Source organism: Salinivibrio sp. KP-1, assembly GCF_000968645.1.
GTDB lineage: Bacteria > Pseudomonadota > Gammaproteobacteria > Enterobacterales > Vibrionaceae > Salinivibrio > Salinivibrio siamensis.
Genome location: NZ_LAQR01000003.1, coordinates 99,139 through 114,303, shown reverse-complemented (window position 1 = coordinate 114,303; position 15,165 = coordinate 99,139). Strand labels below are relative to the sequence as shown.

The 15,165-nt window shown below is 53.3% G+C and carries 15 protein-coding genes; 6 read left to right on the top strand and 9 right to left on the bottom strand.

What is annotated here, in order from left to right:
- Nucleotides 1-16 precede the first annotated feature (16 nt).
- Nucleotides 17-1,972: a 2',3'-cyclic-nucleotide 2'-phosphodiesterase gene (cpdB, locus tag WN56_RS06765; RefSeq protein WP_369795696.1), complete on the bottom strand. Its 1,956-nt coding sequence runs from the start codon at nucleotides 1,970-1,972 to the stop codon at nucleotides 17-19.
- 291 nt (nucleotides 1,973-2,263) lie between these two features.
- On the opposite strand from cpdB, the gene cysG reads away from it, so the two are divergent.
- The 5 genes from cysG to cysC are packed head-to-tail and all read left to right on the top strand — an operon-like array spanning nucleotide 2,264 to nucleotide 8,453.
- Entirely contained in the window at nucleotides 2,264-3,691 is a 1,428-nt protein-coding gene (gene cysG / locus WN56_RS06760) for a siroheme synthase CysG (protein ID WP_046074309.1), read from the top strand.
- A 12-nt stretch (nucleotides 3,692-3,703) separates the two neighbouring features.
- Nucleotides 3,704-4,612 carry a sulfate adenylyltransferase subunit CysD gene (gene cysD / locus WN56_RS06755; protein WP_046074308.1) on the top strand — a complete coding sequence of 303 codons (909 nt, stop codon included), beginning with the start codon at nucleotides 3,704-3,706 and terminating at the stop codon, nucleotides 4,610-4,612.
- 9 nt (nucleotides 4,613-4,621) lie between these two features.
- On the top strand, nucleotides 4,622-6,046 hold the full coding sequence (gene cysN / locus WN56_RS06750) for a sulfate adenylyltransferase subunit CysN (RefSeq protein ID WP_046074307.1): 1,425 nt from the start codon (nucleotides 4,622-4,624) through the stop codon (nucleotides 6,044-6,046).
- Nucleotides 6,047-6,049: 3 nt separating this feature from the next.
- Nucleotides 6,050-7,792: an SLC13 family permease gene (locus WN56_RS06745; RefSeq protein WP_046074306.1), complete on the top strand. Its 1,743-nt coding sequence runs from the start codon at nucleotides 6,050-6,052 to the stop codon at nucleotides 7,790-7,792.
- 34 nt (nucleotides 7,793-7,826) lie between these two features.
- Nucleotides 7,827-8,453 carry an adenylyl-sulfate kinase gene (gene cysC / locus WN56_RS06740; RefSeq protein WP_046074305.1) on the top strand — a complete coding sequence of 209 codons (627 nt, stop codon included), beginning with the start codon at nucleotides 7,827-7,829 and terminating at the stop codon, nucleotides 8,451-8,453.
- Here cysC and WN56_RS06735 read toward each other — a convergent pair.
- The 7 genes from WN56_RS06735 to WN56_RS06705 form a co-directional block, all read right to left on the bottom strand.
- Nucleotides 8,450-9,352, bottom strand: coding sequence for a TIGR03899 family protein (locus WN56_RS06735; protein ID WP_046074304.1), 903 nt, complete (start codon nucleotides 9,350-9,352; stop codon nucleotides 8,450-8,452). The two genes, cysC and WN56_RS06735, sit on opposite strands and share 4 nt — an antisense overlap.
- A 239-nt stretch (nucleotides 9,353-9,591) precedes the next feature.
- Nucleotides 9,592-10,089, bottom strand: coding sequence for a DUF3299 domain-containing protein (locus WN56_RS06730; protein WP_046074303.1), 498 nt, complete (start codon nucleotides 10,087-10,089; stop codon nucleotides 9,592-9,594).
- Between the two features lie 3 nt (nucleotides 10,090-10,092).
- Nucleotides 10,093-11,352 carry an ABC transporter permease gene (locus WN56_RS06725; RefSeq protein WP_046074302.1) on the bottom strand — a complete coding sequence of 420 codons (1,260 nt, stop codon included), beginning with the start codon at nucleotides 11,350-11,352 and terminating at the stop codon, nucleotides 10,093-10,095.
- The gene (locus WN56_RS06720) at nucleotides 11,349-12,044 is read right to left on the bottom strand and encodes an ABC transporter ATP-binding protein (RefSeq protein WP_046074301.1); all 696 of its coding nucleotides are present in this window, start codon (nucleotides 12,042-12,044) and stop codon (nucleotides 11,349-11,351) included. Before WN56_RS06720 ends, WN56_RS06725 begins: the two co-directional genes overlap by 4 nt.
- A gap of 39 nt (nucleotides 12,045-12,083) precedes the next feature.
- Complete coding sequence (locus WN56_RS06715) at nucleotides 12,084-12,830, bottom strand: DUF2796 domain-containing protein (protein ID WP_046074300.1); 747 nt, start codon at nucleotides 12,828-12,830, stop codon at nucleotides 12,084-12,086.
- 25 nt (nucleotides 12,831-12,855) lie between these two features.
- A complete protein-coding gene (locus WN56_RS06710; RefSeq protein WP_046074299.1) occupies nucleotides 12,856-13,179 on the bottom strand; it encodes a hypothetical protein in 324 nt (107 codons plus the stop codon).
- 63 nt (nucleotides 13,180-13,242) lie between these two features.
- Nucleotides 13,243-13,800: a YtfJ family protein gene (locus tag WN56_RS06705; RefSeq protein ID WP_046074298.1), complete on the bottom strand. Its 558-nt coding sequence runs from the start codon at nucleotides 13,798-13,800 to the stop codon at nucleotides 13,243-13,245.
- A 373-nt stretch (nucleotides 13,801-14,173) separates the two neighbouring features.
- On the opposite strand from WN56_RS06705, the gene WN56_RS06700 reads away from it, so the two are divergent.
- Nucleotides 14,174-14,380 carry a DUF1107 domain-containing protein gene (locus tag WN56_RS06700; RefSeq protein WP_025673598.1) on the top strand — a complete coding sequence of 69 codons (207 nt, stop codon included), beginning with the start codon at nucleotides 14,174-14,176 and terminating at the stop codon, nucleotides 14,378-14,380.
- 96 nt (nucleotides 14,381-14,476) lie between these two features.
- On the opposite strand, the gene msrA is transcribed toward WN56_RS06700, so the two are convergent.
- Complete coding sequence (msrA, locus tag WN56_RS06695) at nucleotides 14,477-15,109, bottom strand: peptide-methionine (S)-S-oxide reductase MsrA (RefSeq protein WP_369795695.1); 633 nt, start codon at nucleotides 15,107-15,109, stop codon at nucleotides 14,477-14,479.
- Nucleotides 15,110-15,165 lie beyond the last annotated feature (56 nt).

Genomic DNA, 15,165 nt, shown 5'->3' with positions numbered 1-15,165 from the left:
TATCTTTCTGTGTTAATTATTGGCGAGGTTGGCCTAAATCAACATGATAAACGGCAAAGCCGACCTCATCTTTTCCTTCTCGCGTCATCGACCAGCGGCCTTTTTGCTCAATAAACTGCGCTGCTTGCTCACTCGGGGAGGTTTCAAAGCTCACCACGGCATCTCCCTTAATCGGGGCAATCGACCAGTTATTGTCAGCGCTAACGGTCACCTCACCTTCCTCTTCACTCACGCGACTGATGTAGTTGGCGACCACGGTGCGGTTTTCATCCGGCGCGGCAAAGGCAATATGATCGCTGCCGGTACCTGGGAACTTCGCCCCATACGCACGGTAGTTATTGGTCGCCACCAAGAAGGTTTGCTCGGGATCAACCGGCTTGCCTTGATAGGTGAGGTTGACGATCCGTGATGCCTCTGGGTTCACTTCATTACAATCGCCGTCGTAACGCGCGGGCTGGGTGACATCAATTTGGTATTCCACCCCATCAATCACGTCAAAGTTATAGGTGCGGAAACCGTCCCAGTTGATCAGCGATTGCGGCTGCGCTGCGTTTGGATCGATTTGATTAAACTGGCCGGCGCTGCACTCCAGCCATTGGGTGAGTTCGGCGCCAGAGACTTTCAGCGCCACCAAGGTATTCGGATATAGGTAAAGATCGGCGGCGTTGCGGAAGGTCAGTTGACCGGCTTCCACTTCCGTAAAGTTGCTCGGATCGTTTTTGCGTCCACCGGCCTTAAAGGGCGCAGCGGCAGAGACAACCGGAAGGTCGGCCAAATCTGGGTCGCCTTGGATCATGCGCTCGACATAATCTTGTTGAGCGAGATTGACGATTTGTACGGTTGGGTCATCTTGTAGCAATGCCAAATAAGAGTACATTACATCATTGGCTTTGCCGATTGGTTGATTCACAAAATCTTGTGTGGCTTTATGATCGGCTTCTACCGCATCAAGCATCGCCTTATCGGCTTCAACCAATGCCTTATTGTTGGCGCGGTCAAAAATGGGTCGCGCATGCGCGTTGCTATCAGTGACTTGCCATTGACCGTCCACTTGCTCGAGGGCGAGATCAATCACTCCCACGTGGCTGCCCCAGCGGCCAGCCATCACACTGGCCACGCCATTGATGGTGCCTTTTTCGATATCCGCGCCGGGAATATTGGCAAAGTCCTCGCCAGGGAATACCGCGTGCGAGTGACCAAAGGCAATGGCATCAATGCCGTCGACATCGGTGAGGTAATACACGGAATCTTCAGCCATCGCTTTATACGGCGCTTGGGAGATACCAGAGTGTGGGATTGCCACCACCACGTCTGCACCCTTGGCTTTCATCTCTGGGACGAGCTTTTCAGCGGTTTGTTTAATGTCTTTGGCGATCACTTTGCCTTCAAGGTTGGCTTTATCCCAAGTCATGATCTGCGGTGGCACAAAGCCGATGTAGCCGACTTTGATGGTATGGCTGTCACCGTCTTCATCTTTGAGTTGGTATTCTTTAATTAAATACGGGTCAAAGTAATGCTCGCCAGTCTCTGCATCGAACACGTTGGCGTTGATATACGGGAAGTTGGCGTCGTTAATCGACTCTTTTAAGAATGCTAGACCGTAGTTGAATTCATGGTTACCGATGTTACCCACTTCATAATTGAGCAAGTTCATCGCTTTATATACCGGATGTACTTCTCCGGGTTTAATGCCTTTGCTGGCCATGTAGTCGCCCATCGGGCTGCCTTGAATCAGGTCACCGTTATCCACCAATAGTGCGTTTTTTGCTTCATCACGCGCTTGTTTCACCACGGTGGCGGCGCGAACCAAGCCGATTTTTTGTGACGGTTTGTTTTTGTAGTAGTCATAATCCATCACGTTGGTGTGAATGTCGGTGGTTTCAATCACACGTAGGTTAATGGTGTCGGCAAAGGCACTGCCAGAGGCGGCAAATAAGCCGGCTACTACAGCAGTGGCGACAGCAGATGGCATCAAACGCATAACAAAGTCTCCAGTGAAAAATGTGCGTTAGTTATCAGGCAGATGAATTATGCCGTTTCTCATACCTAGAAAGCTGTGCGATTGATCGGCTTATTATCTTCGGCTGTCGCTCAACACCGATATCTTGCACGCTTTGCGATCTCAGTCATCGTTAATCCTTTCAGGCAAAGGCACTTCAGATCTTTTAATCACAAAAAAGAATAAAAAATGAATTTATAGAATTTCAGGTAATAGATGTGGGGCGATATAGTGGCGGTATTGTCATCAAGGGAATGCGCGATCATGGATTATCTCCCCCTCTTTGCTCAGCTCAAAAACCGTCCTTGCCTCGTGGTAGGGGGCGGTGAAGTCGCATGGCGCAAAACGCGCATGTTGCTTAAGGTGGGCGCGGCCGTCACTGTGGTTGCCCCTGACGTCGACCGTGAAATTGCGGAGGCGCAAGCGCAAGGGAAATTGACCGTCTTGCGCGAGGCATTTCGTCCCGAGCATCTGGATGGAAAGATACTGGCGATTGCGGCGACTGACAACGCCCTCGTCAATGAGCTGGTCTCCACCGCTGCTGACAGCCGCAATATCTTGGTCAATGTCGTTGATGATACCCCTAAGTGCAGCTTTATTGTCCCTTCTTTGGTTGATCGCTCCCCCATCATTATTGCCATCTCATCGGGCGGCAAAGCGCCAGTATTGGCGCGGATGTTACGAGAAAAAATTGAAACCCTGGTGCCGCAACATATCGGCAAGATGGCGGCAATGGCGGGTGCGTTTCGCGACAAACTGAAAGCGCGTATTCCGACCTTAACGGGCCGGCGCAAATTCTGGGAGGCCGCTTTTAGTGGGCGGTTTGCCGATTTAGTCGCGGCGGGCAAACACCAGCAAGCCGAGCAAGCGCTGGAACAGCTTAGTGGACAAATCACCACCCAAGGCGAAGTGGCGTTGATTGGTGCCGGGCCGGGGGATCCCGGGCTATTGACCTTGCGCGCGTTGCAATTGATGCAGCAAGCCGATGTGGTGCTTTACGACTACTTGGTGGCTGAACCGATTATGGAGCTGTGCCGCCGAGATGCAGAGCTGATCTGTGTGGGCAAACGGGCGAGCTACCACAGTGTGAGCCAAGACGACATCAATCGCCTGTTGGTCGAGCATGCTCGAGCCGGAAAGCGGGTAGTGCGCTTAAAAGGGGGCGATCCTTTCATGTTTGGCCGTGGTGGTGAGGAATTACAAACCCTTGCCAACGCCGGTGTCTCGTTTCAAGTGGTGCCCGGGATCACTGCAGCGGCGGGGGCGACGGCCTATGCCGGTATTCCGCTCACCCATCGCGATCATGCCCAGACCGCACTGTTTATTACCGGTCATTTGAAAAAAGAACAAGACACCTTGGAGTGGGCGACGTTAGCGCGCCCGCGTCAGACCTTGGTGATTTATATGGGATTGATGAAGTCGGCCCATATTCAAAGCCAACTGATGGCTCACGGCCGATCGCCGGACACCCCTGTGGCGGTGATTGAAAACGGCACGCGTCCGGAGCAGAAAGTCTTTACCGGTCAACTCAACAACTTACCGTCGCTGGCGGAGCAAGCTGCGTCGCCCGCGCTTATCGTGGTGGGCGAAGTGGCGGCACTCGCCGGTCAGCTGACATGGTTTGGCGAGGGGTGCGCGGTAAGCGATGCCGACCCCACGCAAGCCCCCACCGCTGTGGTTAACTTCGCTTAAAGGATAGTTAGGATGGATGCAAAAACACTCACTCACCTCCAGCAGTTAGAAGCCGAGAGCATTCATATACTGCGGGAAGTCGCGGCGGAGTTTGATAACCCCGTGATGCTGTATTCGATTGGCAAAGACTCGTCAGTGATGCTGCATTTGGCGCGCAAAGCTTTTTACCCCGGGAAGATCCCGTTTCCGCTGCTGCATGTCGATACCGACTGGAAGTTTCGCGACATGATTGCCTTTCGCGATCGTACTGCCAAGGAGCTCGGGCTGGATCTGATTGTGCACAAAAACCCAGAAGGGATGGCTCAGGGGATCAATCCTTTTGATCACGGCTCCGACAAGCACACCGATATCATGAAAACCCAAGCGCTAAAGCAGGCGCTGGATCAGCATAAGTTTGATGCGGCATTTGGCGGCGCGCGTCGGGACGAAGAAAAATCCCGCGCCAAAGAGCGTGTCTATTCGTTCCGTGATAAGAACCATCGCTGGGATCCGAAGAACCAACGGCCAGAGCTGTGGCGCAACTATAACGGTCAAGTGAACCCGGGCGAGAGCATTCGTGTTTTTCCGCTCTCTAACTGGACTGAGCTCGATATCTGGCAATACATCTATCTGGAAAATATCGACATTGTTCCGCTTTATTTAGCGGCCGAGCGTCCAGTGGTAGAGCGCGATGGCACCTTGTACATGGTGGATGATGCGCGGATGCCGATTGGGCCCGACGAAACCGTGACCCATAAATCGGTGCGTTTTCGCACCCTGGGCTGCTACCCATTGACCGGGGCAGTCGAGTCACACGCCAATACCTTGCCAGAGATCATCGAAGAGATGTTGGTCGCCACCTCGAGTGAGCGTCAAGGGCGGGCGATCGACCACGATCAGTCCGGGTCCATGGAGCGCAAGAAGCGTCAGGGTTATTTCTAAGGAGCAGTCATGAATCCAGCAATTCAACAACAGGTGGCCGATCTGGGTATTGAAGGTTACTTGCAACAGCACCAACACAAAAGTTTATTGCGCTTTCTGACCTGTGGCTCGGTCGATGACGGTAAATCGACCTTGATTGGCCGTTTGCTGCACGACTCGCAGCAGATCTATGAAGATCAGCTGGCTGCGGTCCATGCCGATAGCCAGCGTGTCGGCACAACGGGCGAGAACCCCGATCTGGCGCTACTGGTAGACGGCCTGCAAGCCGAGCGTGAGCAGGGGATCACCATTGATGTGGCGTACCGGTATTTCTCCACCTCCAAACGTAAGTTTATCATTGCCGATACCCCCGGCCATGAACAGTACACCCGTAATATGGCTACCGGCGCGTCGACCTGTGATGTGGCGGTGATCTTAATCGACGCGCGTCACGGCATCTTAGATCAGACCCGCCGCCATTCATACATCGCTAACTTACTGGGTATTCAGCACTTTGTGGTAGCGGTGAACAAGATGGATTTGGTGGAATATAGCCAAGCCCGATTTAATGAAATCCAAGAGCAATATTTGGCGTTTGCCGATCAGCTCAACCCCGGCTTGTCGGTGTCTATGGTGCCCTTGTCGGCACTGGAAGGCGACAATGTGGTCAATGCCAGTGACGCGATGGCGTGGTATCAAGGCGAGCCGCTGCTCAGCCAGCTAGAAGCCATCGACATTGAAAAATCGCGCGGGACGGGCGCATTCCGTTTTCCGGTGCAGTATGTCAATCGACCAGATCTGAACTTTCGCGGTTACGCCGGCACCCTTGCCAGTGGCGAGTTGCATGTGGGCGATGAGGTTAAGGTACTCCCCTCTGGGCTTGCCGCGAAGGTCGCGCGCATCGTCACCTTTGACGGTGATCGTGAATTTGCCTTTAGCGGTCAAGCGGTCACCCTCACTTTGGATAGAGAAATTGATATCTCGCGTGGCGATCTCTTGGTGCGAGCGGATGATGACGTCGCGGTGGGGCAACGATTTGACGCCGACGTGGTGTGGATGACGCAAACCCCACTGGCTCCGGGGCGTGAATACGAGATTAAGTTGGCCAGCAAGAAAACCTCGGCGCAGGTTGAGTCGCTGTCCTATGGGGTCGATGTTAATACGCTTAACACCCATGACGCAGACACCTTGCCGCTCAATGGCATTGGTCGTTGCACCTTGACCCTGAGCGAAGCGGTGCCGCTGGATACCTATCACGATAGCCCGAATACCGGTGGCTTTATCCTGATTGATCGCCTCACCAATGTGACGGTCGGCGCGGGCATGATCCGTCATGTGGCGGAGACGCAGCCGCAAACCACCTCGTCGTTCTCAGCGTTTGAGCTTGAGTTAAACCAGCTGATCCGCAAGCACTTTCCGCATTGGCAAGCGCGGGATCTGCGTCAACTGGGATAAACGATGAGTTGGCAGGAAACCACGGTACTCACCTTGCTGGTGGCGATTGTCGCCGGCTTGGTGCTCACCCGCATAAAGCCTGTACTCTTGTTTGCGGGGGCCGCGTTTGTGGCGTTCCAAACCGGGCTCACCTCGGTTGAAGCGCTGACGGCGAACTTTACCGCGCCATCACTGCTGACCTTGGTATTGCTGATTTTGGTTTCTTGTGCGTTGGAGAAAACCCATCTGACCAGCTGGGTCGCCCGACAGGCGTCGCACGGCGCGCTACCCACCGTGATTGCCAAATTAGGCATATCGAGCGCGCTGCTATCGGCGCTGGTCAATAACACAGCGGTGGTGGTGTCCATGATTGGCGCGATCAAGCGTAACCGACGTCACTCGCCCTCGCAGCTTTTGATCCCATTGTCATACAGCGCCATTCTCGGCGGCACCCTGACGCTGATTGGCACGTCCACCAATCTCATTGTGAACAGCTTTGTTGAGCGGGCGGGTTTACCCAGTTTGGGCTTTTTCACCCCAACGGTCATTGGTGCTGCTGCATTGGTGGCAGGGCTATTGGTATTAATTCCGTTTAGCTATCGGTTGCCACGCCAGGATGGTGAACAAGAAGAGAGCTTGCCGTATGTGCTTGAAGCACGGTTGGCCGCCGACTCACCCTTATGCGGTCGCAGTGTGGCAGACAATGGCTTGCGGGCATTACGTCGCTTGTACTTGGCCGAAATTCATCGCCAAGATGGGGTGATTGCGCCTGTATGTCCGGATACGCCGTTATTGGCCGGTGACAAGTTGCAGTTTGCTGGCGATGTGGAAAGTGTCGCGACGTTACAAGAGATCCCAGGCTTGACCTTGTTCGGCCAGCATCACATTGATGGACAAAATTTGATTGAGGTGGTGGTGAGCCACAGCGCTAGCATTTGTGGCAAAACCCTCAAAGCCGCCCATTTTCGCGAGACCTTTGATGCCGTGGTGGTCGCCATTCGACGCGGCCATGAAAAACTCGACGGGGGACTGGGCAATATTCCTTTGCATGCCGGCGATACGCTGGTGTTGGTGCCGGGCAAAACCTTTCGCCAAGACAGCCAAGCGTTGCGGCGTGAATTCGTGCTCTTTAATGGCTTGGAAGCCAGTACCCGTCTTTCCGAGCGTAAAAGTGCCGCGGTATTGGCAGGGTTTGTGGCGGTGATCGGCGCTGCCTTGCTGACCCCGATGCCACTGCTTAATGGCTTAGCCGCTTATTTGGTGGTGTTGCTGGTCACCGGCATTATCTCCTTGCACGATTTACAACGCCGATTTCCGGTTGAAGTGGTGGTGATTGTCGGCGCGGCGCTGACGTTGGCACAACTGATGTTGGCGTCAGGGCTGTCGGCACGCTTTAGTGATTGGTTTATGGCGACCTTTAGCGCAGGGGGCGCGATAGGGGCGCTGGTGGCGGTGTACTTGCTGACTTTGTTGCTGACCGAGCTTATCACTAACAATGCCGCGGCGGCGCTGGCTTTTCCGCTGGGCTATAGCTTGGCGCTAGGGTATGGGGTGGATCCCATGCCCTTTGTGATGGCGGTGCTGTTTGGCGCCAGTGCCAGTTTTATTTCCCCTTACGGGTATCAAACCAATTTATTGGTATACAGCGTGGGCAATTACCAGCTGCGTGATTATTTGCGTCTGGGATTACCGTTATCTGTGGTGTATTCCGCGGTGGTGCTCACCCTGTTACCGATTATTTTTCCTTTAACGCCGGTGGCCTCTTAATCATGGCGTGGCCAACGAAATTGCGGAGACTTTCATGACTGACACTGTATCTGCGCCAACCGATCCCAACGTGATTTGGCATCAGCATCATGTTGATCAAGCCCAGCGCAGCGAACAAAAACAGCAGCAACCCGTGGTGCTTTGGTTTACCGGCTTGTCTGGCTCGGGCAAATCGACCATCGCGGGCGCGCTAGAGGCGGCCTTGGTGGCCGAAGGGCACCATACCTATTTGCTGGATGGCGATAATATTCGTCATGGCTTATGTCGCGACCTGGGGTTTTCCGATCAAGACAGGCGTGAGAATATTCGCCGGATTGGTGAAGTGGCCAAGTTAATGACCGATGCGGGTCTTATTGTCTTGAGTGCTTTTATCTCACCGTTTCGTGCGGAGCGAGAGATGGTGCGCGAGCGTTTGCCAGAGGGGCAGTTTATTGAAGTCTTTGTCGATACGCCGCTGGCAGTGTGTGAGCAGCGCGATCCAAAAGGGCTTTACAAAAAGGCACGAGCCGGCGAGATCCCTGCGTTTACTGGCATATCGTCAGACTATGAGCCACCGCAAACGCCGGCGATCCATTTGAGCGGTGACAAGCGTGTCGCTGAGCATGTGGCGACCTGCCTTCGCATACTGCGTGAGCGCGGAGTGTTGCGCTCGTCGGATTAAGCGTGAGTGTTGACCGTATCACCCACATCGCTGTGCATCTCAAAGCCTTCGGCGAGCAACTCACAAATGGCGTGGTGGTAATCGGGATGCACGCGTTTACCGACCAGTTTTGCGAGCTCATGGCCGGTAGGACTAAAGCGGTAATAATAAAGACGCATCCCTTTGTGCAATGGGGTGAGCATGTATTGGGTGTCTTGCAGTTTAAACGGCATCGCTGGCTGCATTTCAATCACGCCGGATTCGAGCTCAGTGCGCAGGATCAGCCCCAAGTCCATCAACAGCATTAAGTCGGTGTAAGACAATTGATAGTGACCCAGCGAGAGTTTATGAGGCGGCTCTGGGCGCAGCAGTTGCACCAAGCCTTGGCGGCGGCGAAAACCGGTGACTAGTTTTTTGGTGCTATCTTGCCCAAAGGTGCTGGACAATGCACAGGCGCGTTGCAGTGCTTGCGCTTCTCGTTGAGTCATGGTCTCGAGAATGGTCAGTGCTTTAATTGAGGTGCTGCCGGGGCGGAGCATTTCTTGTTTGAGAATCTTCGCCCACAACTGCTGCATCGCATGGCCGTGAATATTGCGTGCTAAATCGAAAAAACGCACCAGCCAATCTGGGTCTGGGGTCTGAGCGGTTTCGCTATGACACTGGTCGTAGGTCAGAGCGATGATGGCTTCGAGATTGGCCTGCTGTTTTTGCATCACATGACGCTGGCGGTTGGCACTGCGGTGCGCGAGATCTTCCTGCTCAACTTCCTGCAGGCGCGCATCCACGTGGTACTCACTGGCAATCGCTTTCAGTCGTCCTTTACTGCCACGCAGATCCGCGTCTTCTTTGTAACTGTGATCTTGATGTTGCCGTTTGTCGGGATGGGCGTCGACGACCACGGGTTTGTCTTGCTCTGCCATGCGAGTCTCACACTGATTGTCAGCAAAATTTAATGCTGGCAAATATGTTAATTAAAGATTAAATTTGTTAACATTATGAGTGTTAACAATCAAGTGTAGGGATGCGTGTGCGCAAGCAAAAACTCAACCCCATCAATCTGCTGTTGATTGCCGTGTACATTGGCGCACTGGCGATCTTGTCTCATTATATTGTCTGACAACATCGGGTGCGCCGATCGGGCTCACTGATTGATAGGGACTTATCCGTCGTCGTAGTCAGTTAATTCGGTGCCTTGTAGCACATATCCCACTTCTGCCAAGTCATGACTTATATGCTCGGTTTTCAGTGTGCCCTCGACATACACCACATCCCATAGTTGTTGAATCGGCGCGCCGCCGGCAAACTTTACATAAACAATCTGATTAGGTGGCGGTGGTGGGACATGGATACAGGCACCAAGAAAGGGCACCAATAGGAATTCCGTCACCACTTTATCGTCGCCTTCTAGAGGGATCACAAAGCCAGGGATTTTGACCTGGCTGTTGTTGAGCTCCGGGCGAACTGAGCCGACAAGACTTTGTGGATTCTCACTGTCGTGGCTGATTTCCGGCATCCCGCGGCTATCAAATTGGGCGCGTTCGTGCTCGGGGACCAAATCAATCCAATCTAGCGTGAGTGGCTCACTGCTTGCCCACGCCAGTGAGCTTAACAGGCCACTGAGTAAAGCGATAAGACCGAGCGTTATCCGTTTTTTCATCTGTTACACCTTAATTGTCATGCCATCGGCGAGCGCTTGTCGATAGGCCCGCCAGGCCGGGATCAAGCCCACGATAAAACCGGCGATTAACACACCTGCCATCAGTGATAGCTCATAAGAAGATGGCCAGTCGAGTGGCAAGAACAAGCCAAACTCACTGAGGATATAAGGCTGCGCCAGCGCCAGCCCGCCATAAAGCAGGAGCACACCAAAGACGATCCCTGCGACGGTGATCGCGACTGCCTCACTGACCAGAAGCAAAATAATATGCAAAGGACGCGCGCCCATCGCACGTAAAATTGCCATTTCTCGCCGACGTTCATTCAGGCTGGTAAGTAGGCTTGAAAGCATGCCCAAAAGCCCGGCGACGGCGACAAATCCGGAGATCACCAGCAGTGCTTGCTCGCCAACCCGCATCATACCCCAGAGTTCATGCAAGGCAATACCGGGCATAATCGCGGTGAGTGGCTCGCGTGGATAGGTATTAACCCAGCGCTGGACGGCAAAGGTTTTGATTTTGCTGTTTAGTCCCACCATCACTGCGGTCAGCTGCTCCGGTTGTAGCTCGCGTTGCTGCGCTTGCGCTTGGGTGAGACCTTGGCCGAGTCGCGCGCCACTTTCCCAGCCGACATGAATCGCTTCGATGGCTTCAAGCGACACATGCACACTGCGGTCGACGGGGGTGCCAGTGGGCGCTAAGATCCCGGTGACCGTAAAGGGTAAATTGTCATGCTGATTAAAGCCTTTGTCGGCCAGTCCATGGGCAATGATCAGACTATCGCCCATCTTGTATCCCAGCTCTTTCGCCACTTGGGCGCCAATCACGGTATCAAATAAGCCGGAAAACGGGCCGCCTTGGCGAAAGGCGAGTGGTTGTTTTTGACCATATTTATAATGAGCAAAGTAATCATTGGTGGTGCCGACCACGCGAAAGCCGCGATGAGAATCGCCCAGTGAAATGGGAATGGTCCAATTCACATCCGAGTGCTCACGAAGGCGCTGGTAACTGTCCCAGCCGATATTGTTGGTGGCGTTACCAATACGAAACACCGAGTAGAGCAGTAAATTAATGGGACCGGAGCGGGCACCGACAATTAAATCGGTATTGGAGATGGTGTTGGCAAAGCTGGCCTTAGCTTGGGTGCGCACCTTCTCCACCCCGAGTAAGAGCACCACGGCGATGGTGACAGTCAGCAAAGAGAGCAGGGCGGTGGCGCGGCGATTCTTGAGGCTTTGCCCTGCCAATCCTAGTAGTGAAATCATTGGTTGGCCTCCTCGCGGTGTATGGCGCGATTAAGCGCGGGAAGCGAGACATCGCGGTCAAACAAGGGCGCCAATTGGCTGTCATGGCTGACAAACAATAAGCTGCTATTAGCTTCACGGCATCGGTCTTGAAGTAATTGAATAAAGGTATTTCGGGTGTCTGCGTCGAGCGCAGAGGTGGGCTCGTCAGCGATAATCAATGCTGGTGCCCCAATTAATGCGCGAGCCGCTGCGACCCGCTGTTGCTGGCCGATACTCAGTGCAGTGACTGGCTGATGGTAACAGTGCGCGGGAAGACCAAGTTTATCGAGTAAATAGGCGGCCTCTTGGTGTGCAGGCTGGCTGAGTGCCTGACGCCGCGTGTGAGAAAAGCGCAGCGGGACGGTGACATTGTCAATCACCGATAAATAGGGCAGCAGATTAAATTGCTGAAAAATATAACCAATGTGGTTAGCACGGAATTGATCCCGTTGGCGATCATTCAGTGCGGTTAGCGCTTGATGATTGACCGTCAGTGTTCCCGATTGTGGGGTATGAATACCCGCAATCAGGCTAAGCAGGGTGGATTTACCACTGCCGCTTGGGCCTTTTAAAAATACATGCTCGCCATCATCGATCGCAAAGGTGTCGATATCTAAGATCGGTTGCGGCTGATCTGGCCACGTAAAACGCAGTTGTTCGATGGTTATCATGCCTGACAGGGGCGCTTAACGCGCCCCGCCTCCTTTTCACTACCACTGGATGTGCGACTTGGCACGATTCAAGGTGTCTACCCAGACCTTATCATCAGTAAAGGCCTGAATTTTGATGGTTTCTGTGTTGGGGAACAGGCTAAACCAATCAGTTTGCAATTCGGTGAAGGCTTGCGGGTTTTGGCAAACGAATTGGTAGTTCGCTGATAAGGTGTTGTGGTTACCGTGATCATGCCCATGATGCTCATCGTGGCCGTGGTGCTCGTCGTGGTCATGGTGCTCATCGTGGCCGTGGTGCTCGTCGTGGCCGTGGTGCTCGTCGTGGTCATGGTGCTCATCGTGGTCATGGTGCTCATCGTGGCCGTGGTGCTCGTCGTGGTCATGGTGCTCATCGTGGCCGTGGTGCTCATCGTGATCATGGTGCTCATCGTGGCCGTGATGCTCATCGTAGTCGCTAAAACTGCTGGTGACTTTGGCCTCGGCGAGCTGGCAATTTGCCTCTTTGGCTAGCTGGAAGCGTTTCCCACCATCACGCAGCAGTGCATAAGCATCTTCAAGTGTTTGCTGGTCGGCGGCATTTTTCGGGTGGTGCTCAAACCCAACCACATCATGGCCGGGTGCGGTCAGTTCAATCAGCACACGCTCACCGTCTTGGGCAAGGCTTGCGGTGACTTCACCGTGCACATGGGCATCGAACGACTGATAGTTGGCTTCGTCAGCAAGCGTGGCTGTGGACGCGGTTGCGATGGCCATGGCGATAACATTGGGTAAAAAACGGGTTTTCATTGGGTTCTCCTAGTGAATAAATGGGTTAACTGATTGCGGTATTTATCCAACTAGGTGGGTCGCGCGCCGAAAAGGCGATGGCGATGTGGTAAGCACGTGGTGGCTTAGAAAGGGTAATAATTGCGTTGACCACATAGGTGGGCGCAGGTGCTGTGACAGCATAAGCTAAGAGGGCGGGTGGCACCAAGTGGCAGGCGCTGCAGTGCTCACTGTGATGCGTTGGAGTGAAAGTATCGAGGTGATGATGCCCCCACAGCCCAGCTTGGCTGAGCAGCAAAACAAACAGCAGATGGACGATCAATCGCCGAAACATACCAACTTCCGCGCCATATAAGTAATGTGATAACATAACAATTATCATCATCAACGCCAAGTATTGAATGGCAGCGCGGGCTGTCCCCGCGCGCGGTTGTTATTGGTTGACCAGTTGGGTGACTAAGCTGACGACTTGATTCACTTCATCGGCACTTAATTTGCCTTCTTTGACAAAACGTACTGAACCTTTGTCATCCAATACAGCAATTAACGAGCTTTCTTCTTTTAGGCGCCACGCTTCGGCAACACTGCCGTTTTCGTCGAGCACGATAGAAGACCAACTAAACTCGCGTTTACTGTCTTCGGCTGATGATTTCACAAAGCCACCGGTGCCCCACATGGCATCATCTTGGTTAATGATGGTGGTGGTTTGGTAGCGAGCGTCATCAAAGTCTGCGGCTGTGATGGCTTCCATTAACGGCGCGTTCATTTCCTTGGCACTGCTGCGTCCGGCGATAGCTTGGATCACGCGCACCTTGCCTGGCAATTGCTCGGTTTGCCAGTCTTGATAGACGATATCGTCGCCATTGAGGGTCAATTCGCCATGCTCGGCGACCTTGGCTGAAGGTAAAGGTGCACCATTTTGGATCGTGTGCGCCATACTGGTGCCAGAGAATAACGCAAAGACGAGAGCAAGTAGGGTGGTTTTTTTCATTATTAATCATCCATGTTTGTGGTCACTATTTGGCATCAGGTGCCAAGTTATCTATGGTTACGCCAGACGGTGATTTGTGCCAAGTATCTAAGGTGAATCCGTGCGCAAGATCGGAATTTTATCCGGTGATCTTAAAAAGCGTTGGCTCGTCATCGATCAAACGAGGGAACTTTTGGTGTTGTGTTGCCTCTAACACTGTGTTGGTCACCTTGGCAAGGTGGCACTTTGCTTGCTTAGCTTTGTACGCGGAGATGGTTAGATAATCTTCTGCTCTCCATGGTGGTAGCTCATATTTGCTGTGAACAGTGAATGAATCGGGTTACCGTTTCGGTCTGTTAATCAGACTTTGTTGAGAAAAAAGAAAGGGATCCTTATGCTTCGCATCTTTCGTCAATATCGACCAACCCAGATTGCGCGGTATGTGAAACGATTTTTTAAGGGCCGACTCTATATCGAAGGTGTAGGCGCGTTTGAGTTTGATGGTGGCCGTTTGCTGCCGCCGGGACACAGTGACAAACGAGCGTTATCGGTAATGACCGAGGTGAATAAAGAAATTAAAGCCATGGCCATTACCGCATAAACATCGCCACACTGAAAAAACACGTCCAACCGGACGTGTTTTTTTATGCCTCATCCTTCAGCCATGGTTGATGATGAATGGCTGAGCACCAATGGTTTACTGCGGGGGGAAACAAACACCTGTGCCACCTAAGCCGCAGTAGCCTTGCGGATTTTTGTGCAAGTACTGCTGGTGGTCAGTTTCCGCGAAATAGTACGCGCCAGCGGGTGCGATCTCAGTGGTCACCGCATCTGGCTTACCCGCCTCTCTCAATGCCGCCTGATAGGTCGCTAGGCTCGCCTCGACGCTGGCTTGGTCCGCTGGATCGCAATAGTAAATTGCGGAACGATATTGCGGGCCGACGTCATTGCCTTGACGCATGCCTTGGGTCGGATCGTGGTTTTCCCAGAACACTGCAAGTAGGGTGTCTAAACTCACCACTGACGGGTCAAAAATCACGTTAACGACTTCGGCATGGCCGGTTTGCCCTGTGCACACGTCTTGATAACGCGGATGCTGGGTGACGCCGCCACTGTATCCGACCGATGTCATGACTACCCCTGGCTGTTGCCACCACTTTCGCTCAGCCCCCCAAAAACAGCCCATGCCAAAAATAACCTGTTTTTGACCGGCCGCTGGCGTGGCCGTGATAGGCTGATTAAATACCGCGTGCGGTTCGGTTGGAATAATAGGATCGGTGCGATCGGCTATCGCATTGTCAGGTTGGGTAAAGGAAGATTGCATCGACATAGGCATCCTTTGACTGCTGTGATGGAAAAGCGCAACGCGTGCTGCTTTGCGCGTTA